Origin of the sequence: Psychromonas sp., from assembly GCF_047632955.1 — a bacterium.
GTDB lineage: Bacteria > Pseudomonadota > Gammaproteobacteria > Enterobacterales > Psychromonadaceae > Psychromonas.
In genome coordinates, this window is sequence record NZ_JBLIED010000001.1 from 409,449 (window position 1) to 434,608 (window position 25,160).

Below are 25,160 nucleotides of genomic sequence, written 5' to 3' on the forward strand. Positions count from 1 at the left end.
AAATAACCGGGAACTGGGTCGAACTGGCGCATTCGAACAGCCGTCAGGAATAACAGTATGTCATGCATGACAAGGTTAAAACGTGGTTTTACCTTCGACAAGTCGCTGTTTAACCTGCAAAAAAAAACAGTAAAGTAATGGATTTTCTGTGAGGCAATTAGCAAAGGTTTTTCAGCCCTGAAATTATTTAGTATCGGTTGATTGTTTAGGGGTTGATACCTGTGTATATTATCATTCTTGCCACCTATAATTGATTGGTCACAGAATGAACAATTTTTAATGTCTAAACAACATAAAAACGCAACCACCACGGAAGAGATGCGTACCTTTATATACGAATCTGATTTGCCTACGGCAAAATTATCCCGCCTGTTAAATATCTCTGAAGCCACTGTACGTAAATGGCGTAAACGCGAGAACAGTGCCGATCTTCCTCATACTCCCAAGCAATTAAATACCACCTTAAGCATTGCCGAGGAATATGTTGTTGTGCAACTGCGTACCCGTCTGCTGTTATCACTGGATCAGTTATTAGCAGTGTGCAAAGCGTTCATTAACCAAAATGTCTCGCGTGCGGGATTGCAGCGTTGTTTAAAACGCCATGGTGTGTCGCGTTTAGCAGATATGGACGGCAGCGAGCATGCTCAAAATGATTTGGTGCACGTGGTGGTCGATATTGAAGAAAATCAATCCAATCTGGTTTTTAGTTCGGAGATATCCCCGCAGGCAATGACCGATGTATTAAATCAACTGCGCCAAAAAGAGTTTGCTCTGGAGAACATAAACAGTCCGTTAACCGAGCATGCACTTAATGCAAAATCAACCTATATAAACTGTTTGGATGTGGTTCAGGTGAATGTTACCACCTTGCCGGAATTTGCCAATCAAACTGAAAATTATCGTCTTTTGGTGGCCAATGATCCCAACAGCAGTTGGTTATATGTTGATCTTTACAGCGACCAGGAAATAAACGCGGCCAGAAGATATATGAAATACGTGTTAAGCAAAGGCCCCTTTAATATCCGCCGTGTGCTGGCGGCCAATTACACTGAATTTTTAAGTCATTTTCGTTTATTAGATGATCAAGCAAAGAAATAAACCGGGCTGTTTTAAGGTCTAGTACAGCAAATATTAACGGATAATGGCAATAAGTATTAAGTCGTTTTCATCAATTTAGTTGGGCAAACGTCTAACAACGACTAACGCAACAGGTTTCTAACCGGAGTAATAAAATGTCTACAGAGCAAAACCCGCACAATCATGATACGGCAGAAGATAAGCAGTTAAGTTCACGTCTGCAGGAATGTCCGATTGCGATTGTTGGTATGGCTTCCGTTTTTGCCGAAAGTAAAAATCTTGCCCAATTTTGGGATAACATTGTTGAGTCAGTGAACGGTATTAAGGATATACCGGAAGATCGTTGGGCGATTGATGATTATTACTCTGCCGATAAAAAAGCTGCGGATAAAACCTACTGTAAACGCGGTGGTTTTTTACCTGAAGTTGATTTTGATCCGATGGAATTTGGCTTGCCGCCCAATATATTAGAACTGACCGATATTACTCAGTTGATGGCTTTAGTGGTTGCGCGTGACGTATTGGCCGATGCCGGGATCGCCGATGAAAACAGTTATGACCGTGATAAAATTGGTATTACCTTAGGCGTGGGCGGCGGCCAGAAACAGATTTCGCCATTAATATCCCGCCTGCAGGGGCCGGTGCTTGAGAAGGTATTAAAAGCCTCGGGAGTGGGGCAAGCCGATTGTAATATGATCATCGAAAAATTTAAAAAAGCCTATATTCCCTGGGAGGAGAATTCATTCCCGGGGATGCTCGGTAATGTGATTGCCGGACGTATCGCCAACCGTTTCGATTTCGGCGGGACTAACTGCGTGGTTGATGCAGCCTGCGCCGGTTCTTTAGCGGCAATTAAAATGGCCGTTTCAGACCTGCTTGAGTATCGCTCGGAGATGATGATTTCCGGCGGCGTTTGTTGTGACAATTCTCCCTTTATGTATATGTCCTTCTCAAAAACCCCCGCTTTTACCGATGGCGACAGAATCCGTCCCTTTGACGATCAGTCCAACGGTATGATGATCGGCGAGGGTGTGGGCATGATTGCTCTGAAACGTTTAGCCGATGCCGAGCGTGACGGTGACAAAATCTATTCTGTTATTAAAGGCATCGGCAGTTCGTCCGACGGTCGTTATAAATCCATTTATGCACCGAGTCCTGCCGGACAGGTAAAAGCGCTCAAACGTGCTTATGCCGATGCCGGTTTTGATCCGCTAACCTGCGGTTTGATTGAAGCCCATGGTACCGGTACAAAGGCGGGAGACGCCGCCGAGTTTGCGGGTTTAAACGCCCTGTTCAGTGAAAACAACAAACAAAAACAACATATCGCCCTGGGGTCGGTTAAATCACAAATTGGCCATACCAAAGCCGCGGCCGGTACCGCGGGCATCATCAAAGCGTCTTTAGCGCTTTACCATAAAGTACTTCCTGCCACGATTAATGTCGAACAGCCCAATAAAAACCTGGATATTGACAATAGTCCTTTGTATATCAACAGTGAAACCCGTCCCTGGATGCCGCGTGCCGATGCGATTAAGCGCCGTGCCGGGATCAGCTCATTTGGTTTTGGCGGCACTAATTTCCACATCGTTTTAGAAGAATACCAAAGCAAGCAAACTGGACAGTACCGTTTAAATGAAGTGCCGCAAAGCATTGTTATCAGCGCTCAGGATAAAGCGGCTTTGCAGCAATCTTTAACAAGCTGGATAACGAAACTTTCGGTGAAAGCAGATTCACAAGCTTATGCCTTTAACGCTTTAGTCGTTGAAAACCCCTTAGCAACGCCTGACCAGAAGCTCGTACGTTGTGGTTTTGTGGCTGAAAATGCGCAGCAAGCCGCAATATTGATTGAACAGATACTAAAACAATTGTCCTTGGATGACGCGCCTGCCTGGTCGAAAGCGACGGGTATTTATTACCGTGAAAGCGGGCTGGAGACACAGGGTAAAGTGGTTGCACTATTCTCGGGGCAAGGTTCTCAGTACGTTAATATGGGACGTGACTTAGCCTGCAACTTCCCTTCAATGTTAGAAACAAATGCAGCGATGGACACCGAGTTCAGCGCTAACGGTCTGCGGCAGTTATCAGCGGTGACTTATCCTATTCCGGTGTTTAGTGATGAAAAACGCCAGGCACAGGAACAAAATTTACGCTTAACCCAATACGCACAACCTGCGATTGGTGCTTTTAGCGCGGGATTATATAAAACCTTCCAGCAGGCGGGCTTTAAAGCTGATTTCACGGCAGGACACAGTTTTGGTGAATTAACCGCTTTATGGGCGGCCGGAGTATTATCCGAACAGGATTACATGTTACTGGCGCGCAGCCGGGGGCAGGCAATGGCCGCGCCCGAAGATGCTGACTTTGATGCCGGTACTTTTGATTCTGGCACTATGGTAGCCGTGGTCGGCGACCCGGCGCAGGTCGCATTGGATATTGAATCTATTGACGGTGTTTCCATTGCTAATTATAACGCCAATAACCAGGTGGTTATTGCGGGATCAACCAGTCAGGCAGGTATTGCCTTTGAGCTGCTTAAAGAAAAAGACTACAAAGTGATACAACTGCCTGTTTCTGCGGCTTTTCATACGGAATTAGTCGAACACGCGCAAAAACCTTTTGCGGATGTGATCGACAGTGTGGAATTTAAATCACCCTCTATTCCGGTTTTTTCAAACGGCAGTGCACAAGCCCATTCAACCGAAGCTGACCTTATAAAAAACAGTCTGAAAAAACATATTTTAGAAGCGGTTCATTTTAACCGTGAGATTGATAATTTGTACGCCGCTGGCGGGCGTATCTTTATTGAGTTTGGCCCTAAAAACGTATTAACCCGTTTAGTGGATAATATCCTGCAGGATAAATCCGATGTGACCACTATTGCGGTCAATGCTAATCCTAAAAAATCAGCCGATTTACAGCTGCGTTTAGCCGCCGTTGAAATGGCCGTATTAGGCGTGCAGTTGAATGATATTGACCCCTATAACGCCTTACAACGCGCGACAATCCCGGCCAAGAAATCACCGCTGGCAATGAAATTGACCGGTGCGGCGTATGTCAGTGAAAAAACCAAAAAAGCCTTTAGCGATGCGCTCAATGACGGACAAACAATCACCACTCAAGAGGTTCTGACAATTGATAAAGAGCTGCCTGTTGTAAAAGAGGTGATCGTTGAGAAAGAGGTAATAGTTGAGAAAATTGTCTACCTTAACGCCGACGGGTCGCCCTTTGACAATCTCACCGCGGTGAATACACAACCGGGCAATAATGCGGCATTAGTAGCGTCTATTGAGCAAAGTGTTAATCAGGTTGTACAGCAGCAGGCACAGCTCTTAAGTGTCCATGAAGAGTATATGCAGGGACCCAAAGAGTACGCAAAAACATTCCAGGCAGTATTAGCATCTCATGCAGGGGCGACTGAACTGCCTGAAAGTTTGGATAAAACATTGTCCATGTATCATGACTTCCAGTCTGAAACATTACGCGTGCACGAAGCCTATTTAAATAATCAAACCGAGAATATGCAGCAGATGCTGACGGCTATGCCAACTGCTGATTCTGTTGCTGTTGATAGCACCGCGACAGTGAAAGCTGCGCCATCTGCCCCCATTCAACAGACTCAAGATAAAACCCAAGTTTCGCCTGCATCTGCTCCTGCAACACCGATTCCTATGGCTGTTGAGCAAACCGCCGCCATTGATTTAAATAAAATCCAAAATGTGATGCTTGATGTAGTCGCCGATAAAACCGGTTATCCCGTGGAAATGCTCGAACTGGGCATGGACATGGAAGCGGATTTAGGCATAGATTCGATTAAACGGGTGGAAATTCTCGGTGCGGTGCAGGATGAAATAAACGACCTGCCGGAACTAAATCCGGAAGCGCTAGCAGAGCTGCGCACTTTGGGTGAAATAGTCACTTATATGCAGGCACAGGCGCCATCTCAAATGACACCACTTGAAAAGGATGTTGATAGTAATGTAGATAATGGTGTTGAGAGTAATGTTGTGCCTATTGTTTCTGAGATTGATCTATCTGCAATCCAGACCGTGATGCTTGATGTGGTCGCCGATAAAACCGGTTATCCCGTTGAAATGCTCGAATTGGGCATGGACATGGAAGCGGATCTAGGCATCGATTCTATTAAACGGGTGGAAATTCTCGGTGCGGTGCAGGATGAAATCAGCGACCTGCCGGAATTAAATCCGCAAGCGCTGGCCGAGCTGCGCACTTTAGGTGAAATTGTTACCTATATGCAGGCACAGGCGCCTGTTATACCAACCGAGAGCAATGTTGTGCCTATCGTGGCCGAGATTGATTTATCTGCAATCCAGACCGTGATGCTTGACGTGGTCGCCGATAAAACCGGTTATCCCGTGGAAATGCTCGAACTGGGCATGGACATGGAAGCGGATCTAGGCATAGATTCAATTAAACGGGTGGAAATTCTCGGTGCGGTGCAGGATGAAATCACCAACCTGCCGGAATTAAATCCGGAAGCTTTAGCCGAGCTGCGCACTTTGGGTGAAATAGTCACTTATATGCAGGCACAAGCACCATCTGCAATTACGCCAATTGATAATGTTGTGCCTATCGTGGCTGAGATTGATTTATCTGCAATCCAAACCGTGATGCTTGACGTGGTCGCCGATAAAACCGGTTACCCCGTTGAAATGCTGGAACTGGGAATGGACATGGAAGCGGATTTAGGCATAGATTCAATTAAACGGGTGGAGATTCTAGGTGCGGTGCAGGATGAAATAAACGACCTGCCGGAACTTAATCCGGAAGCGCTGGCCGAGCTGCGCACTTTGGGTGAAATAGTCACCTATATGCAGGAACAGGCACCATCTCAAATGACAGCACTTGAGAATGATGTTGAAAGTAATGTTGATAGTAATGTCGATAATAGTGTCGAGAGTAATGTTGTGCCTATTGTGGCCGAGATTGATTTATCTGCAATTCAGACTGTCATGCTTGACGTGGTCGCCGATAAAACCGGTTATCCCGTGGAAATGCTCGAACTGGGCATGGACATGGAAGCGGATCTAGGCATAGATTCAATTAAACGGGTGGAAATTCTCGGTGCGGTGCAGGATGAGATCGAAAATCTTCCTGAATTAAATCCGGAAGCGCTGGCCGAGCTGCGCACTTTGGGTGAAATAGTCACCTATATGCTGGCACAGGCACCATCTACCGTTACGCCAATCGAAAATAATGTTGTGGATATCGTTCCTGTGCCTGCCGATGTCACGCGGATCGAAACGGTCATGCTTGCTGCTGTGGCAGATAAAACCGGTTATCCCGTGGAGATGCTGGAACTGGGCATGGACATGGAAGCGGATTTAGGCATAGATTCAATTAAACGGGTAGAGATTTTAGGCGCGGTGCAGGATGAAATCGACAATCTGCCGGATTTAAATCCCGAGGCCTTAGCTGAGCTACGCACTTTGGGCAACATTGTTGACTATATGACAGATCTTGCCGGATCGAGCCAGGCTTCAGATGTCTCGGCTCTTAAGCCTGCAACGGTTGAGGCCGAGCCCGTTGATTGTGTTGATTCAGCTGATTTAGTTGATTTAGCTGATTCAGTTGAACTGGAGGCAAGTTTTGAACCCGCGCCAAGCGCAACCGTGGTCATCAAGCACCTTAATGCCGTTGAAACAATCGACAGTAATATCAATGGTGAAAATATTTTATTAGTGGATGACGGTCAAGGTTGTGCTCTCCACCTCGCTGATAAATTAACCCGTTTGGGCTGGTCAGTCACAGTTATCAAACCAAGCTGGGTAATATTCAATAGCGATAAAACATTTTCGGAAGAGGTTAATGTTTTTGCATTAAATACGCTTGATGAGCAGGAGCTCAGCACTATATTAGGGACCCAAGCTGTTTGGACAGCGGTACTTTATCTGCATCCGGTCTTGGCCATAGCGGGGATTGAATATCCGCAGGCAAGCAAACAGGGTCTTATGTTAGCGTTTTTATTAGCCAAACTCTCTGGTTTGTCAACCCCCCACAACAGTAATGAAACCCGATCATCATTTATAATATTAACCCGTCAGGGTGGGGCTTTTGGCGTTGATCATAACGAACTTGATTCGGATCTTGTGCAGACCGGGCTGGCGGGTTTAGTTAAAACCCTCTCCCATGAATGGCCCGAAGTCCTTTGTCGAGCCGTTGATCTGGCGAGTCAATATTCAGCGGATAAAGTGGCTAATATTATTGTTGATCAATTAAATGATAAAAATATGAAACCTGTCGAAGTGGGTTTTAACCATAACGGCCGTTTAACGCTGGTGGCTGAAAAAACTAACAGTTACGCACTACCAGCCGCTAACAGTATTGATGAAGATTCGGTGTTTTTGGTCAGTGGCGGCGCTAAAGGGGTGACCGCGCATTGTGTTATTCGTTTGGCAAAACAGTATAAATCTAAGTTTATTCTTCTGGGACGTTCGAATTATCAAGCGCTTGAGCCAAACTGGGCAACGGCTATTGATGGTCAAGCTGAACTTAAAAAAGCCGCTATGCAGGCATTGCTGGCAAAGAGTGAAAAACCTACTCCCACCTCTATTTCAGCAATGGTATCTTCGGTACTTTCGAATCGTGAAATCAAACAAACCTTGGCGGCAATAGATGATGCCGGTGCTATTGGCGAATATATTAGTGTGGATGTGACCGATTCGGCTGCTGTGCTGGATGCGCTGACACCTATTACGGATCTCTGGGGAGAGGTCAGCGGCATTATTCACGGCGCCGGAGTATTGGCCGATAAACTTATCGAGCACAAAACAGTCGCAGAATTTGAGGCGGTTTACAGCACTAAAATAGAAGGGTTGTTATCTCTGTTAGCCTGCTGTCAGCAGGACAAACTTAAGCATCTTGTGCTGTTCTCATCGGCGGCCGGTTTTTACGGCAACCCCGGACAGTCAGATTATGCTATCGCCAATGATATTTTAAACAAAACGGCTTATCGTTTTAAAGCTCTGCACCCATCAGCTCAGGTACTGAGTTTTAACTGGGGACCCTGGGACGGTGGCATGGTGACGCCTGAACTTAAACGCATGTTTAATGATCGTGGTGTTTATATTATTCCTCTGGCGGCAGGTGCTGAGTTGTTACTCAATGAACTGGCTGCCGATACTAACCGTTGTCCGCAAATTTTAGTGGGCAACGATATGGGCGGTCAATCACTCGAGGAACAATCACCTGAGAAACAAGCGCTAGCAGAAATAAGAGAAATAAAGCCACTCGTTAGGCGTTTATCAAAAACCTTTTTAGTCACTGATAATCCTTTTTTAGCGGATCATAAGATAGGTAAAAATCAGGTACTACCGACCGTCTGTGCGCTTGCCTGGATGGTGGAAGCCGTAACAGCTAGCTATCCGGATTTTGTGTATTTGGGGCTGGAAAATTATCAGCTCTTCAAAGGCATCGTTTTTGATGGTAAAGAGGCAAGCGATTATATAATCGAGCTCATTCCTGTGGAAGAAACGCCGAACACTGTCGCCGTTAAGGTTAAAATATCCAGTGCAGGTGTTAATGACAGTCAGATTTATCATTATGGCGCCACTTTATTATTATCCAAAGAACATCAAGCTGCGCCACTTTATGATACTGAACTTCCCGCTTTAGTGCTGGGTAAACAGCTCAATGCCGCTGCACTTTATAAGGACGGTACGCTGTTTCACGGCAGTACTATGCAGGGAGTGCAATCGCTGCTGCAATGCGATGCTCAGGGTTTACTGTTAAGCTGTCTGATCCCTCGATCAGTAAAAGCCAAGCAGGGTGAATTTGATCTGCAGGTCACCAACATTTTCGCCAATGATTTAGTCTATCAGGCGTTATTAATTTGGGCGCGTAAGGAGCTGGGTTTGGCCAGTTTACCCGGCAGCACATTATCCTGGACGGTCTATGGTGAAGTGAAGGCCGATCAAGCTTTTTATCTCAAGCTGTCGGTTACTCAGCAGCTGGGAAATAAAGTGGTTGCCGATATTCTTCTGATTGACAAAAACAAACAGATTTTGGCGGAAGTATCAGGCGCTGAAGTTACCTGCAGCGAAAGTTTAAATAATTTATTTCAGAGACAACTGTAATAAATGCCGATGGTTATTAACAGTAAAACTGCAGGCCTAAATAGCAAGCTTGCGGTGATCGGAATCGATGCGCAGTTTGCAGGCCTGGATAATATCGATTATGTCGAGTCGGCTTTGTATAAAGGTGAGTTGCACAAAGGTGATTTGCATCGCATTGATGGTAAGCCCGTTAATCCGCTGTTTGCTGATTATTCAAGTCTGTGTGCAGCTTCAGCCGCACGTGTTGTCGCCGCTAATAACCTCTGTTTAAAAGAGGTGGCGGTTATTAATCTTGACGATACTGATAAAAGCTTTTCAGACGGCGAGTACTTCAGCGTCGTTAAGGCTGATAATTTGGGCGCGGCGCTGATCCAAAGTGAAAAGCTGATTGCAGAGTTTAACGTTGCGGTGTTAATTATTGCCGCCAACGTTGCGGCGGATTCAAGCCGGCAACAGCATAAAGCCAGCATCAGTTTTGACAATGATTTTAGCGGGTACGCGCAGCACAACGGCGTGGTCTGTTTATTATTATCCAGCGTTGATTTTGCGCTGACTCACGGCTGTCACCGTTATGCAACGCTGCACAGCGCAGCTTTTAGCGCCGATAATAAAGAGCCGATGGTTGCCAGTCAGTTAAGTGAAACGGTTGAGGACTCGCTGCGCGCCGCAAAGTTAAGCGCCAGAATGATCGATAGTCTGGAAGTTTCAGCGCTTTGTGATCCTAAGCTTTGCGACCTAGAGACCGATGCACTATTGAGCGCCTATCGACATGAAGAAAAATTAAGCACCGCAATCAGCTGTAGCAAAAGTGTTCTCGGCGAAAACGGCTGTTTGTCGCAGCTGCTGGGTTTATTAAACAGCGTTTTTACGCTGCAGCAGCGTTATCGTGCGGCCATTAAAGAGTGGAGCGATCCCTCTTTTGATAAATTTGAAGCCTGGTGTGAATCGCCTTTTTATGTTTTTAATCAGGCGGCTCCGGCATTTCCTGATGCCGATGGCACTCCCCGCTACGTGGCTTACAGTTGCCTGTCGGAAAATCATTACGCGCATATTATCCTGCAAGGTAATGATGAGCAATTAGTTCACAGCAACGGTTTTAATGCCTGTGCAGCTTTGACCTTATTTATCCTGACGGATAACAATCAGGCAGGACTGATCACCAAGTTGCAGAACTTATCTGAACAGTTGCTGCGCAGTGATTTTAAAACCTTAGCCAAACAATACTTTAATAAATTTACGGAGTACCCGAATAATACTTTTAAAATGGTGCTGTTAGCCGAGTCGCCCGAGTTGTTACAAAAAGAGATAAAGCTGGCGCTGATTGGTATTGATAAGGCCTTTGCCAACAATAGCCATTGGCAAACGCCCAAAGGCAGCTATTTTAGTGCAGTTCCGCTTGCTACCAAAAACAATATCGCCTTTTTATACCCCGGAATAGGGGCAACCTATGTCGGCTTGGGGCGGGATTTGTTTCATCTTTTTCCGGAAATTTATCCGAGTCTGCTGACCCTTGCTGAGGATATCGGCGCTTCCTTAAAAGAGCGCTTAATCTATCCACGCTCTCTAAGCGCTTTGGATTTTAAAAAGCTGCAACGGTTAGATTTTAACCTGCGTCAAAGTCTGCCCGATATCGCCGAATGCGGGGTTGGTTTTGCCTGCGTTTTCAGTAAAATATTTGATCAGGTTTTTAATATTAAAGCGGACTTTGCTGCGGGTTACAGCATGGGAGAAATCAGTATGTTTGCCGGACTGGGATGCTGGCAGCAACCCGGTTTAATGAGCGCACGTCTGGCGGCTTCCGATACCTTTAATCACCGCCTGTCGGGTGAATTACGCGCCGCCCGCGAAATGTGGGATCTGCCCGATGTGACTGACGGCACTTTTGGGCCGATCTGGGAAACCTACAGCATCAAAGCGAGTTTTGAGCAGGTGACTAAGGTCATTGAAAAGGGCGAACGTGTTTATATTACCCTGATCAATACAGAGGACAGTTTAACCATAGGCGGTTATCCGCAGGATTGTTTACGGGTGATTAAGCGCTTAGGGCTGCGTGCTGTGGCGCTTAATATGAGCAATGCGATTCACAGCGAACCGGCCCGTGGAGAATATCAAGCGATGCAGGACCTTTACAGCATGGAGGTCAGCGCGCGAATTAATACCAAAATGTATTCCAGTTCCTGTTACCTGCCCGTTCCGCAGCACCCGAAAGCGATTGCCGTGAGCATCGCCAAGTGTCTCTGCGAACCGGTGGATTTTCCGCGTCTGATTAATACCCTGCATGATAAGGGAGCCAGCGTATTTATTGAAATGGGCGCCGGTTCATCCTTATCCAGCTGGACTAATAAAATTTTAACAACGGCTGACAATCATATCAGCGTGCCAATCAATGCCAAGGGCCGCGATGATCAACTCAGTTATGCACGTTTAGCGGCAAAGCTTGTCAGTGTCGGGGCCGATATTAATTTAAGCAGCTTTTTCTACGGTTCAATTATCCAACCCGTGTTGGCAGTTAAATAAAGAGATAATTTATGGAAGACATAGCAGTAGTTGGAATAGCAAATCTATTTCCCGGTTCCGATACACCACAAACGTTCTGGGAGCAGTTATTACAAAAACAGGATAACCGCAGCCCGATAACCGCGCTGGAGCTGGGCGTTGAGCCGCAAAAATATTTCGGCAAAAAAGGCGATGCCGATAAATTTTACTGTATGTACGGCGGTTATATTCGCGATTTTGAATTTGATCCGGCTTCGTTTGTCTGCGAAGGGTTGAATAAAACCTACCTTGAACAGTTAGACGACCTGCATAAGTGGGGTTTATACGTAACCGAGCAGGCGTTAAGCGATGCGGGTTATTGGGGCAGTGACAAATTACAGAATTGTGGTTTGATTTTAGGCAATTTGTCTTTTCCGAGCAAAACCTCCAACCATCTATTTTTACCGCTCTATGCGCATGTGGTCGAAAGCGCTTTAAAGCAGTTGATCAGCGGCGATTTTCAGTTAAGCAGTTTCAGCGCAACGCAATCCGTTAATCCGGACAATGCACTGATCGCCGGTTTCCCTTCTGCATTATTGTCTAAAGCAGCCGGACTTGGCGGCAGCGTATTTTCGCTGGATGCCGCCTGCGCATCATCCTGTTACAGTGTTAAATTAGCCTGCGATTATCTGCACACGGGCAAAGCCGATATGATGCTCGCAGGTGCAGTATCAGGCGCGGATCCGCTATTTGTTAATATGGGATTTTCGATTTTTCAGGCCTTTCCCGCCGACAACAAACACGCGCCTCTGGATAAAAACTCTCAGGGTTTGTTCGCCGCTGAAGGTGCCGGGATGATGGTCTTAAAACGCCACGCGGATGCCCTGCGTGATGGGGATAAAATTCACGCGATCATTAAGGGCGGCGCACTGTCCAATGACGGTAAAGGTGAGTTTGTATTAAGCCCGAACAGCAAAGGACAGGTGCTTGCCTATCAGCGTGCTTATCAGGATGCCGAGGTTAACCCTGCCGACGTGGATTACATCGAATGCCACGCGACGGGCACGCCAAAGGGGGACAAGGTGGAATTAAGCTCCATGGAAAGCTTCTTCAGCCAATACCATCATAAACCCTTATTGGGCTCGGCTAAATCCAACCTTGGTCACCTGTTAACCGCGGCGGGTATGCCGGGAATGACCAAAGCTATCTGGGCCTTAAATGAAGGGAAAATCCCAGCAACCATCAGTTTAAAAGATCCAATGAGTTCTAAAAATGGTTACTTTGGCGCGGCGCAGATGCCCACCGAAACCGTTGACTGGCCTTCAAAGGATAAAATCCGCAGCGCAGGTGTCAGCGTATTTGGCTTTGGCGGCAGTAATGCTCATTTAGTGCTGCAGCCGGGTAATACGGCATATGCGCCGAGCAGCTCGGTGGTTAAACCTCGCGAACCCTTAGCGATCGTCGGCATGGACTGTCACTTTGGCAGCGCCAGCTCTCTGGCCGAATTTGATACTCTATTAACAACCGCACAGACAACTTTTCGAGAACTGCCGCCCAAGCGCTGGAAAGGTATGGATCAGGATCCCGCGATTAAACAGACGCTATTATTGAATAAAGCCCCCAGGGGCGGATACATAGAAAACTTCGACATTGATTTTTTGCGTTTTAAAGTGCCACCCAACGAACAGGATTGCCTGATTCCGCAGCAGTTATTAATGATGAAAGTGGCCGATAATGCAGCAAAAGATGCGCAGTTAAGCGCGGGCAGCAACGTTGCGGTGTTGGTTGCCATGGGCATGGAATTAGACCTTCACCAGTATCGTGGCCGGGTCAATTTAAGCAGCCAAATTGAACAAAGCCTAAAAGAGCAGGGTATTCAATTGTCCAGCGAACAGCAGTTAACCCTCAACGGCATCGCCAAAGAGAGCATCGCCTCGGCGGCGCAGTTAAACCAGTATACAAGTTTCATCGGTAATATCATGGCATCGCGGATTGCGGCGTTATGGGATTTCTCCGGACCGGCCTTTACGGTGTCCAGCGAAGAAAACTCCGTTTACCGCTGTCTGGAAATAGCGGAAAACCTCTTTCAAACCTCCGACGTTGAAGCGGTGTTGATTGCCAGCGTAGATTTAGCGGGCTCGCTGGAAAATATCAGTTTACGGCAGCGTTACGGTGCGGTTTCTGAAAACGCCACAAACAAACCCAACCTTCTAGATTCACAACAGTGGTTAGTCGGCGAGGGAGCGGGTGCATTTGTAGTTAAACCAGAATCAAAAACCGATGCAAATACGGTTTATGCCACGGTTGATGGATTAATTTTTGTACCGGGCAGTGATGCGTTGGCTATTGAACAAGCCGCACAAAAAGCCTGCCAAATAGCTAATTTGAGCTGCGCGCAGGTAAACCATGTGGAAGCTTTTGCCAGCGGTTTTAGATCTGACAATCAAGCCGAAAAAAGTGCCTTTAATAAGCTTTATCCTGATGCCAAAGTTGCTAGCGTTAAAGCTCAGGTAGGGCACTTGTTTAATGCATCCGGCATGGCAAGTATAATCAAAACGGCTTTACTGTTAGATAAACAGCAAGCGGGCGAACACCGCGCGATTAACGGTTTAGGCAAAGATTTCTGCTGTGCGCATCTGATTTTATCCGCCAGCAATACCGTACGTCAGGCAGCTCTTAAAGCAGATACCAATGACAATACCAAAAACAATACCAAAGCTGCGCCAAAAAAGAGCTTATCATTAGTTAAAACTATTACGCTGGGCGGCGCTGATATTAAGCAGGCTATTCTCAAACAGAGTGATAATCCGGTCTTTTCAGTCATCAAACAGCAGATAGCGGGTAAAGTTTTAACGCCTGTTATTGATCCCGTCAGACTTGATTCTTTACAGATAAAACGTACCGATGTTGCTTCAAGCCCTGCGCTTGACTCTTCTTTTGAAAATGAGAGTGAAACAGTGACGGTTCGAGCAGAAACTATTCAAGCAGCAACCATTCAAACAGCGACGTTAACAGGTCGCGCCGGGGTAAACGTGTCCAGTAAAACCAGTAAAGATATTTTTCAGCAGACAAAAACGCATTTGGCGTTTATCCGTTCACGTCACGCCGCAGAGCAGCAGATAGCTCAATTAATCAAAGTGCAGCTGCAGTTAACCTTATCCAATTGTGGTTCTGTTGAAATTGATGCTGCGCCAGTAAAAACACCATCAGCAGCACCGTTAAGCTTTGCGGCTAAAGCGCAAAGCAAAGTCGCTAGACCGCAAAGCAGTGCGTCTGCCAGTCTGCCAATCAAGGGTGGTTCGGCTTATGCCTATCCGCCTTTGCAGTTGATCGAGCGTTATAACCAGCCGCAAAATATTATTTATGATAATGCTGCGCTGGTGGAATTTGCCGAAGGTAATATAGCCAACGTCTTCGGCAGTGAATATGCCGTTATCGACAGCTATTCACGCCGTGTGCGCCTGCCCACCACGGATTACCTGCTGGTGACGCGGGTCACTGATTTGCAGGCCACCGTCAATGAATACCAAAAATCCTACATGGCCACGGAATACGATATTCCCACGGATGCGCCGTTTTTAATAGACGGCCAAATTCCTTGGTCGGTGTCCGTTGAATCGGGTCAGTGTGATTTGATGCTGATTTCCTATATCGGCATAGATTTTCAAAACAAAGGTGAGCGTGTTTACCGTCTGCTTGACTGTGAATTAACCTTTTTAGAGGAGATGGCCTTTGGCGGTGAAACCCTGCGTTATGAAATTTATATCGACTCCTACGCTAAAAACGGTGAGCAGTTACTGTTTTTCTTCCACTACGACTGTTTTGTCGGGGATAAAAAAGTATTAATCATGCGCAACGGTTGTGCCGGTTTTTTCTCCGATGCAGAGTTAGCTGACGGTAAAGGTGTGCTGCACAACGATCAGGACAAAGCGCAGTTTGCACAGGCTAAAAAATCTTCTTTCCAGCCGTTAATCGCTAATCAGCGCAGCCAATACGGTTATGAGGAGATGCTCAAACTGGTTGACGGTGATGTCAGCGGTTGTTTCGGCCCGGAATATGATCAGCAGGGGCGTAACCCGTCCTTGAAATTTTCATCAAAAAAATTCCTGATGATCGAAAGAATTACTAAAGTTGATCCGCAGGGCGGACATTGGGGTTTAGGATTATTAGAAGGGCAGAAAAAGCTCGATCCCGAGCATTGGTATTTCCCCTGTCATTTTAAAGATGACCAGGTGATGGCGGGATCTTTAATGTCTGAGGGTTGCGGGCAGATGGCGATGTTCTTTATGCTCTGGTTAGGCATGAACAATAAGGTCAATAATGCCCGTTTCCAACCCATGGCAGGTGAGGCGCAGACCGTGCGTTGTCGCGGACAGGTTTTGCCGCAGTCAAATACGCTGACTTACAGAATGGAAGTAACAGCAATTGGAATGCGGCCGCGTCCCTTTATCAAAGCCAATATAGATATTATTCTCGACGGCAAGGTGGTGGTTGATTTTAAAAACTTGTGCGTGGAAATGAAAGAGCAGGATGCTAACTCGCCTTATCCTGTGACTCTGCCGGAAAATGTTCGACAAACAACCGCTGCGCCTTTGATCCCCGCTACAATCAGGGCGATGACCCGCGACCCCGTGAGTATGTCGGTTGATTTAGCGCTGAGCCGTTTAGAAGAACATTTGGCGAAAACGGCTGCAGCAAGAGTCAAACCGCTCGGTGGTAATCTGCTTAAGGGTAATCTTGTTGCCAACGAGCCGGTTAAGCAAAGCGGCGCTGAACTTGGTTTTGGTCTTGGTCTTGGTATAGATGAGCGCGGCATTGACCCCTTTAAACATCCCGAGCGTCCCTTGATGCGTGTTGAATCAGACTTAAACGCACACCGCGAAAAAGGGGTGATACCGATTAAGCACTTTGCTGCGCCTATGGCCCAAGGACAAAATCGTGTGCCGGATCAAACTCCGTTCACACCCTGGCATCTGTTTGAATTTGCCACCGGAGACATAAGCAACTGTTTTGGTCCTGACTTTGATGTCTATCGAGGACGCATTCCGCCGCGCACCCCCTGCGGTGATTTGCAGGTTGTAACCCAAGTCACAGAGGTTAACGGAAAACGCCTGGATCTTAAAAATCCGGCCAACTGTACTGCACAATATTATGTGCCGGAAGATGCCTGGTATTTTACTAAAAACAGCCATTCAAACTGGATGCCCTATGCACTGCTGATGGAAATCGCCCTGCAGCCGAACGGTTTTCTTTCGGGGTACATGGGCACAACGCTTAAATATCCACAAAAAGAGCTCTTCTTCCGTAACCTTGACGGCAACGGCACACTGTTAAAGCAGATTGATTTGCGCGGTAAAACTATCGTCAATAAATCGGTTTTATTGAGCACCAGCACAGCCGGCGGTGCCATTATTCAAAGTTTCACATTCGATCTGCTGGTGGATGATCAGGTCTTTTATCGAGGTAACGCCGTATTTGGTTACTTCAGTGGCGAATCCTTGACCAACCAGTTGGGCATCGATAACGGCAAAATCACGCAAGCATGGTTTGTGGATCAAAAAACCGCGCCTGAGCGCATTGAACGTTTTGATTTGACCGATAAAAAATCGCCGTTATTTGAAGCACCGGCCGATAAACCCTATTACCGTCTGGCGGGCGGTCAGATGAACTTTGTGGACAGCGTATCGATTGTAGAAGGAGGCGGCAAAGCAGACTTAGCCTATATCTATGGCGAACGTACTATTGATGCAAGTGACTGGTTCTTCCGTTACCACTTTCATCAGGATCCTGTGATGCCCGGTTCATTGGGCGTCGAAGCTATTATCGAACTTTTACAAACCTATGCATTAAAAAATGATTTAGGAGCCGGGTTTAAAAATCCTCGTTTTATTACTCCGGAGACCGAGGTTATCTGGAAATACCGCGGACAAATTACGCCGCTTAATAAACAGATGAGTCTGGATGTGCATCTCACTAAGATTATTCGCAATCAGGATGAAGTGCGTTTAGTCGGGGATGCAAGTCTGTCCAAAGATGGTCTGCGTATCTATCAGGTGAAAGATATCGTCTTAAGCATTGTCGAAGCGTAAGCTTAATCTTAAAAAAAAATTCCGGCAGAGGTTTTGCCGGAATTTTAATAAGTTATGCATTCAAACTAATTTACAAGCACCAGCGCAGGTCAGTCCTGCTTCGTTTAAGGTACAAATATGTCAGCTTTAGCTTTTACTACAGACAATCCGATCAACTGGGCATGGAAGGTCAGTGCGGCCTCCATTAACAGTGATCCGCAGGCCATCAAAGATTGCTTAATGGATTTGCATAAACCCGTTTACCTTGCCCAACAGCCTGCGGGTTTAGGAGTGAGTCAGCAGATAGATGCCGATGGCAGTGAAGCAGTACTGGCCTTTGCTCAGGCGCTTAATCCGGAAGATCTCGGCGATTCGGCTTTTAAACAAAGCTATGGCGTAAAATATGCTTATCACGGCGGGGCGATGGCCAATGGTATTTCTTCCGTAGAATTGGTCACGGCCCTTGGGAAAGCGGGCTTTTTATGCTCTTTTGGTGCGGCGGGTTTAGTGCCCGAGGTGATTGAAAAAGCAATAACAGATATTCAAAAAGAATTACCAAACGGTCCCTTTGCGGTCAACCTGATTCATGCTCCCAGCGAAGAAGCCCTAGAGCGCGGCGCCGTTGAGAGTTTTCTAAAACTCGGCGTTAAAGTGGTCGAAGCATCGGCCTATTTAGCCTTAACCGAGCACATTGTTCACTATCGTTTAGCCGGTTTATCAGAAAATCCCGACGGCAGTGTCAATATCGGCAATAAAGTGATTGCCAAGGTATCACGCACTGAAGTCGGACGGCGTTTTATGGAGCCGGCGCCACAAAAGCTGATTGATAAGTTACTGGTGCAGGGCAAAATTACACATTTACAGGCAGCACTTGCTCAACGCGTTCCGATGGCTGACGATATCACCGCCGAAGCCGATTCCGGTGGTCACACGGATAATCGTCCGTTTTTAACCTTGTTACCCTCGATTATTGCCCTGCGCGATGAAATTCAAGAAAAATATAATTATGAACCTGCGCTGCGGGTTGGCGCGGGCGGCGGAATAGGAACGCCACAGGCAACCCTGGCCGCCTTTAATATGGGCGCGGCGTACATAGTTGTCGGTAGCGTCAATCAGGCCTGTATCGAAGCAGGAGCCTCGGAGCACACGCGTAAATTGCTAGCCGCTGTAGAGATGGCTGATGTGACCATGGCACCCGCCGCAGATATGTTTGAAATGGGGGTGAAATTGCAGGTGGTTAAACGCGGCTCAATGTTTGCCATGCGCGCCAATAAACTCTATGAGCTGTACATGGCTTATGATTCAATCGATGCGATTCCCGCTCTTGAGCGAGGGAAAATTGAAAAACAGATTTTCCGCAAAAACCTGGACACAGTGTGGACAGACACCATCAATTTTTTCCACGAGCGCGATCCCGACATGCTGGCGCGCGCGCAAACTAATCCTAAGCGTAAAATGGCACTGATATTCCGCTGGTATTTAGGACTTTCTTCGCGCTGGTCAAACGAGGGTGAAGCAGGGCGGGAAATGGATTATCAAATTTGGGCCGGCCCGAGTTTAGGCGCTTTTAACAGTTGGGTGAAGGGCAGTTATTTAGAGGATTACAAACAGCGTAAAGCGGTCGATGTGGCACTGCATCTGCTCAAAGGCGGTGCCTATTTACAGCGTATTAATCAGCTTAAACTGCAGGGCGTTAAGTTAGAACAAAGTTTATCGGGATATCACCTCAGCTAAAAACAGAGAAGCCGTGCTGACTTTTTAGCATCGGTAATCTAAAAAACACCCACAAACTTATTGTCAGCCTCAAGTTGTTTAACTGCTTGGGGTTTTTTATGAGGGTTAAATTAATCGGTTATATTGGTAAGCTTTGTAGCCTTTCCTTTATTAACCCACTATTTTCGCCAGTTATTAAGGCGGTTATATTTATCGAGGTAACTTTTATGATTTCGTGGCCATGCATGCTGAAATTAGCTGGAGATGATGAGCTTATTTATTTAGATTCTGAGTTAGATTTTATGTCTGAATGTCGAGAATTAATCCTTTGTGATGACGACCATGTTATAGACTCTGTTGGTGATAGTTATTTAATAGAAGAAATTTCAGGAAAACTGGCGTTAATCAAAACAGAACGGGTATTGACCGCGTACGCAGTGTCGAATTTAATACGCGCTCATGAGTTTAAAAAGGCCACACTTTGTCTCACTAAAATTCATTTTTTAACTGTATCGGACGCTATTAAATCGTTGTCTTATTGAAAATAAACTGCTCAACAGGACTAACGAAAGGCAGGGTATCTATTAAAAGAAGGTAAGATATCTATAAACTTTTCCACTTATTAACGCACCGGCTCGGACAGCACATATCTGTGCAGAGCCGAGCCTAACGAAATCAACAAGGGAAAGCAGAGCCCGCTCATAAGCCTGAACTGGCCTTCAATTCGCTTCATATTTTTGCATTTAAATACAAACTTATTGGCGGCAATAACGGTTAACCCTGCAGATGCAAAAAGGCTGCACCGCGCACACCCGATGAATCACCATATCGATTCTTAACAATTTTGGTGATTGTATTTTTTGTAAAGGTGTACTGATTTAATTTGGCATTGACCAGCGGGTAAATTTCATCAATGTTAGACATTCCGCCTCCTAATACGATCACCTCAGGATCTACAAAGTTGACGATATTTGCACAAACGCGTGCTAGTTGATCACAATACAAATCCAAATGTGCGACTGCCTGTGAATCTCCCTGCTTGTACTTAAGCATAATTTCTTTTGAATTTGCCTGCTCATATTTTGCAGAGAAAGTACGCGCAAATCCTGTTCCGGAAACGAAGGTTTCAGTACAGTTTTTAGATCCACAGTAACAAAGCACTTCCGGACCGTCTATTTCTGGCAAATAATTTGGCAGCGGGTTATGTCCTAATTCACCGCCCAGATGATTTAAGCCGGTAACCAGTTTATTGTGAACAATCAGACCTGAACCACATCCTGTACCAAGAATTATCGCAACGCAGGAGTTTTGTGCACCTTGCGCTGCTCCATCTTTAAATTCAGAAAGCGCCAAACAGTCCGCATCATTAGCGATTGCAACGGGGACGTTAATGTTCTTTTTAATGTCGCCAATGAAATCCTGACCGTTTAAAATGATCACGTTGGCTCCCTGCATCAGGCCGTTTTTATCTACCGAACCGCAACAACCGATACCGATAGATTCAATATTACCGTGCTTTGCCACTTCATTTATGACCGCTATTACCGACGACAAGAAACCTTCATAAGTCTCCGTATTCGTCACATTTCGGTGAGTGACCAATGTTTCATATGTCACTGAATCAAGGCCTATACCTTCGATTTTTGTACCACCAATATCTAGTCCTAGGATCATATTATCTACCTTAAATATTCAATTTATGAGGCTGTGAGTAATAGCTACTTACCAAACCATAATTAACTTTGTTGCATGCAAATGCAAATAATAATGTTATCAATAACGTAAAGCGGTTGATGTGGCAAAGCAAGACGGCACTTACCCCGTATTAATCAGCTTAGATTGAAGGAAGTTAAGTTCGCGCTAAGTTTGTCGGAGTATTACTCTAGCTAAAACACAGATAAAAAATAACCCCGTCATTCCCGAAGTCAGTTAATCGGGAATCTAGGTGGCAAAATACATTTAAATACCACTTCTGGTTATATTTTAGGGTAACAAAATTTAATTTATAAATTGATAGGTTAGGAACCATTTTGGAAATACGATAGGTATCACCTCAACACCTATCTGAAAGTGAAAATTTATTACATTGTTACTTATAATTTGAATTTAATGAGGTTGAGTAGATGTTAATGTGATCATTTGAAGTGAGATAGGCAATGACGGTTTTCGTGCATAGTAATGCCTATAAGTGTTAGGTTTTGTAAGGAGAATTTACCGTTAAACTTTTAATTAACTATAGGAAAACGGAATGATTAAAAAAATACTTTTTACATTATGCGCCATCTTCATCACTGGCTGTGATGGGAGTGGAAATGCAGCGGTAGATAAAATAATTACACCACCAGAACAGATCGTTGAGTTAGAAAAATCTGGATCCATTCCAAAGCTAGAGCGTGGTAATTCTATAGAAGCCATAGACTTGGATGCAAATGGTGTTCGTGATGATATAGAAGTGTTTATAGAAGCTAATTATACAGAAGCACCTCAACGCGCTGCAGTTATACAGTCAGCTAAAGCATTACAAGAAGCTCTTTTGGTAGATGTCACAGATATTATTGCAGTAAAGGAGGTTAATAATAGGATTTCGTTTTCAATTCATTGTATTTACAGTCAATTTGACGGTTCAAACAACTCTAAACAACCTGCACAAGTTTCCCTAGAAATTGAGTCATTGACGACAAACACAAAACAGAAATTACTCGCCTATCTTGAATTTAGTAAAGCATTGAATGGAACCTCCTGGTCAACGCCAGAAGAAGATACATGTGAATAAATTTATTAGTCATTTATCGATTAATTAACATGGCCACCCAAGATTGTTGACCAATATTTAACCACTGTTGTAGTCTTTAGTTATCTATATTTACTTGCAGGTAATGAATGATGGCCAGACCAAGACAAACGATAGTGAGCTTAGAAGACACGCCTTATTATCACTGCTGCTCACGTGTTGTACTTAAAGCATTCTTATGTGGTCTGTATTAGCATCGCAGGGAGTGGGTTGATTCTCGTATTATTGATCTTACGACCATCTTTGCGATTGGGTATCCACTTGATTGAAAATATTTGATGATAAGCTCATTGCAGGCTATGGAGGGAAGACTGGATAGCACTTTTCTAAGTAGATAGCCTTTTGGTATTACCACGTGATGTGACGTGATGAAGTGCACAGGAGAACCTCAAACGTAAAGGATGACTCATGGATACTCTTATTTTATTTTCGATAATACGAAAATTTACGTCTAAGTCATGAAATGATACTAAATAAAAGACCCGATCTTCATAACCCCACACCTTTAAAACGAAATAGTTAAATGTGCTTTGATTGTGCATCCTATTAAATTTTAATTAACAGTGGCATTAGTTATGTACTATTTCAATGCAATTATTTGTTTTTATGCACTAAGTTAATGCAAAAATCTTAGTTCAATAGTGTTATGTTTAAAGTCGAAAACGATCAGGCTGGTAGATTTCCTAGTTGCATTATTGAAAACCACTTCTTGGTCTGATTATTGCAGTTAAACTGCTAATTACTAATAGCTTGTTGTTTTCGAGATGATTGGTTTATAACTTTTAAAATCCGCTTGACTATTCATTAATTTCTTTTATTTATCAATAATATAATTAGGCTTTTTATGTCTACAAAATCAGCTCAACATACTTTGTTTGAAGATGCTCAAGGTATTCTTATCGGTACGCTACTGGCGGCACTTGGCATTACATTTTTTAAATCAACAGGGCTACTCATTGGTGGCACAGCGGGTTTAGCATTTCTAGGGCAATATGCGACAAAATTTTCATTTAGTGATGTGTTTTTTGTAATTAACCTGCCTTTTTATTATTTGTCATACCGACAACTTGGTTTAGCATCCACATTAAAAACGTTTATTTCTGTTTTTTTATTATCATTCTTTGTTGAATATGCGCCTGCTTTTATGCAATTCAAACAATTAGAACCGTTATATGCTGCACTTATAGGTGGGTTATTGGTTGGCTCTGGTTTACTTGGATTATTTAGACATCAAGCGAGCTTAGGTGGATTAAATATTCTTGCACAATATTTGGCTCAAAAATACGGTATCTCCATTGGTAAGTTTCAAATGGCGGTGGATTGCGTGGTACTCATTCTTGCCATTTTTATTGTTGATTGGAATGCGATTCTTTTATCTATTGTCGGGGCTATTTCCTATAATCTCATTCTTGTTATTAACCATAAACCAGGGCGTTATAGTGCAAGGTAATTAACTATTTTGCTTATCGCTGTTAGCTTTGTTTTGAAATTTACAATTGATAATAAATGAGTTGAAGGCTATGGGTGACCCTCATGACATAAGTGTTTAAGTGTGGCAAGCCTAATAAGCTGATCCACTCGACGTTTTGGTCTCTGCACTAATTTTAAAAAAACAATCAAAAACAGCGTCAATCCCAAACGCCAGTGAGCAGCGCGTTATCGATACAAAACCTAATCCGAAGTATTGATTGTCTTTAAAAGCTAATGTCTCGAATATGGTATTAGCGACGTTTTAGCTATATTGTTTATGCAATAGAAGTCTAAACCAAATTGCTACACATGTGCTACAAATCAAATCTAATCTAAAGAGGATAATATGTTTAATACAGTATTTGTTCCTGGTTACGGAAATTCAATAAATGGGCACTGGCAAGAAATATGGTACAAGGAATTCAAAGACAGTTATTGGGTTGAACAGAATGATTGGGAAAACCCACATTGTGCAGATTGGGTTGAAACTCTTAATTTACTTATTCAATCTCTTGAAGGTCCTACCTTATTAGTGACTCATAGCTTAGGCGGCAGTACAGTTATCGAATGGAGCAAGAAACACACTGCAAATATATTGGGTGTTTTCTTAGTTGCTGTCCCTGATGTACAAAGTATAAATTTTCCTGAGGCAATATCAGGGTATCAAACTCCACCTTTAGAAAAACTACCATTCCCAAGTATAGTATTAGCGAGCACGGATGATCCTTATTCTAAATTAGATAGAACAAAATACTTTGCGAAAGCTTGGGGGAGTGAGCTAATTAGCATGGGTGATTTAGGCCACGTTAATACCGACTCAAATCTTGGTAATTGGCCTGAAGGTAAAAACCTGCTAAACACATTTATCGGTACTTTAGATACATCGGGCTCTAACAAAGCATTGCAGAGGACAAACTGCTGAATGCTGCGTTAGCATTCATCCGTAATTTTGTAGCAGGCGATCAATGAGTAAAGTAGTGCCTGAAGTACTTAGTAAACATATTCTTCCGTTTAACTGGGATGTGAATAAACTTTGGCGGTTAGATTGCGGCTCAGTACTTGCAGATAGAAATAACTTTGATTATTTATTAAATTGCCGCTGTGGTCTTCTAAACCAAACATAGGGATGTTGTTTGATATTTCTCCAATGAAAGTCATCAAGAGCAAGTCAATCGCTCCACATCAATACGAGAGGGTCATAAATACAGATTAAATTTGCCTATCGATGTATCGGAGTATGACGGGAAAATTTGGGTGTTGGATGGCGTCCACCGGATTGCTAAAGCATATATAAATAATGTATTAACCATATCGGTAAGAATTCACAGTACAATGGTTATACCGCTCATAGAAACATATTAACAAGGTGACGTGGTCAACTAAATTCACTCACCCTAGTTAAGCTACTTTTTTCAAATACCCGTTCATCATTTCAAAAGTGTTTGGGCAACAATAACCCAGGTAAGAATGAAGCCTATTACCGTTGTACCACAT

Annotated in this window: 10 protein-coding genes and 1 pseudogene; 10 read left to right on the top strand and 1 reads right to left on the bottom strand. The window is 44.6% G+C overall.

The features are described 5' to 3' along the window. Window positions 1–279: 279 nt before the first annotated feature. The 6 genes from ACJAZP_RS01730 (at window position 280) to ACJAZP_RS01755 (ending at window position 19,947) form a co-directional block, all read left to right on the top strand. Window positions 280–1,098 (top strand): helix-turn-helix domain-containing protein, encoded by an 819-nt coding sequence (locus ACJAZP_RS01730; RefSeq protein ID WP_415229002.1) that lies wholly within the window; start codon window positions 280–282, stop codon window positions 1,096–1,098. Between the two features lie 134 nt (window positions 1,099–1,232). Beyond that, window positions 1,233–9,170: an SDR family NAD(P)-dependent oxidoreductase gene (locus ACJAZP_RS01735; RefSeq protein ID WP_415229003.1), complete on the top strand. Its 7,938-nt coding sequence runs from the start codon at window positions 1,233–1,235 to the stop codon at window positions 9,168–9,170. Between the two features lie 3 nt (window positions 9,171–9,173). After that, on the top strand, window positions 9,174–11,666 hold the full coding sequence (locus ACJAZP_RS01740; RefSeq protein WP_415229004.1) for a PfaB family protein: 2,493 nt from the start codon (window positions 9,174–9,176) through the stop codon (window positions 11,664–11,666). A gap of 11 nt (window positions 11,667–11,677) precedes the next feature. Next, window positions 11,678–17,713, top strand: coding sequence for a beta-ketoacyl synthase N-terminal-like domain-containing protein (locus ACJAZP_RS01745; protein WP_415229005.1), 6,036 nt, complete (start codon window positions 11,678–11,680; stop codon window positions 17,711–17,713). Window positions 17,714–17,830: 117 nt separating this feature from the next. Beyond that, window positions 17,831–19,426 (top strand): PfaD family polyunsaturated fatty acid/polyketide biosynthesis protein, encoded by a 1,596-nt coding sequence (locus ACJAZP_RS01750; RefSeq protein ID WP_415229006.1) that lies wholly within the window; start codon window positions 17,831–17,833, stop codon window positions 19,424–19,426. Window positions 19,427–19,632: 206 nt separating this feature from the next. Then, the gene (locus ACJAZP_RS01755) at window positions 19,633–19,947 is read left to right on the top strand and encodes a DUF4144 domain-containing protein (RefSeq protein ID WP_415229007.1); all 315 of its coding nucleotides are present in this window, start codon (window positions 19,633–19,635) and stop codon (window positions 19,945–19,947) included. A 232-nt stretch (window positions 19,948–20,179) separates the two neighbouring features. Here the strand turns inward: ACJAZP_RS01755 and ACJAZP_RS01760 are convergent, their stop codons facing one another. Continuing rightward, window positions 20,180–21,079: an ROK family protein gene (locus tag ACJAZP_RS01760; protein WP_415229008.1), complete on the bottom strand. Its 900-nt coding sequence runs from the start codon at window positions 21,077–21,079 to the stop codon at window positions 20,180–20,182. A gap of 574 nt (window positions 21,080–21,653) precedes the next feature. Between ACJAZP_RS01760 and ACJAZP_RS01765 the strand changes: the two genes are divergently transcribed. The 4 genes and pseudogenes from ACJAZP_RS01765 to ACJAZP_RS01780 all read left to right on the top strand — a co-directional run bounded on the left by ACJAZP_RS01765 (window position 21,654) and on the right by ACJAZP_RS01780 (window position 24,588). Beyond that, the gene (locus tag ACJAZP_RS01765; protein ID WP_415229009.1) at window positions 21,654–22,178 is read left to right on the top strand and encodes a hypothetical protein; all 525 of its coding nucleotides are present in this window, start codon (window positions 21,654–21,656) and stop codon (window positions 22,176–22,178) included. Window positions 22,179–22,288: 110 nt separating this feature from the next. Continuing rightward, a pseudogene (locus tag ACJAZP_RS01770) lies at window positions 22,289–22,387 on the top strand (Mobile element protein); the annotation flags it as partial. A gap of 653 nt (window positions 22,388–23,040) precedes the next feature. Next, entirely contained in the window at window positions 23,041–23,646 is a 606-nt protein-coding gene (locus tag ACJAZP_RS01775) for a YitT family protein (RefSeq protein ID WP_415229010.1), read from the top strand. A 366-nt stretch (window positions 23,647–24,012) separates the two neighbouring features. Further along, window positions 24,013–24,588 carry an RBBP9/YdeN family alpha/beta hydrolase gene (locus ACJAZP_RS01780; protein ID WP_415229011.1) on the top strand — a complete coding sequence of 192 codons (576 nt, stop codon included), beginning with the start codon at window positions 24,013–24,015 and terminating at the stop codon, window positions 24,586–24,588. Window positions 24,589–25,160 lie beyond the last annotated feature (572 nt).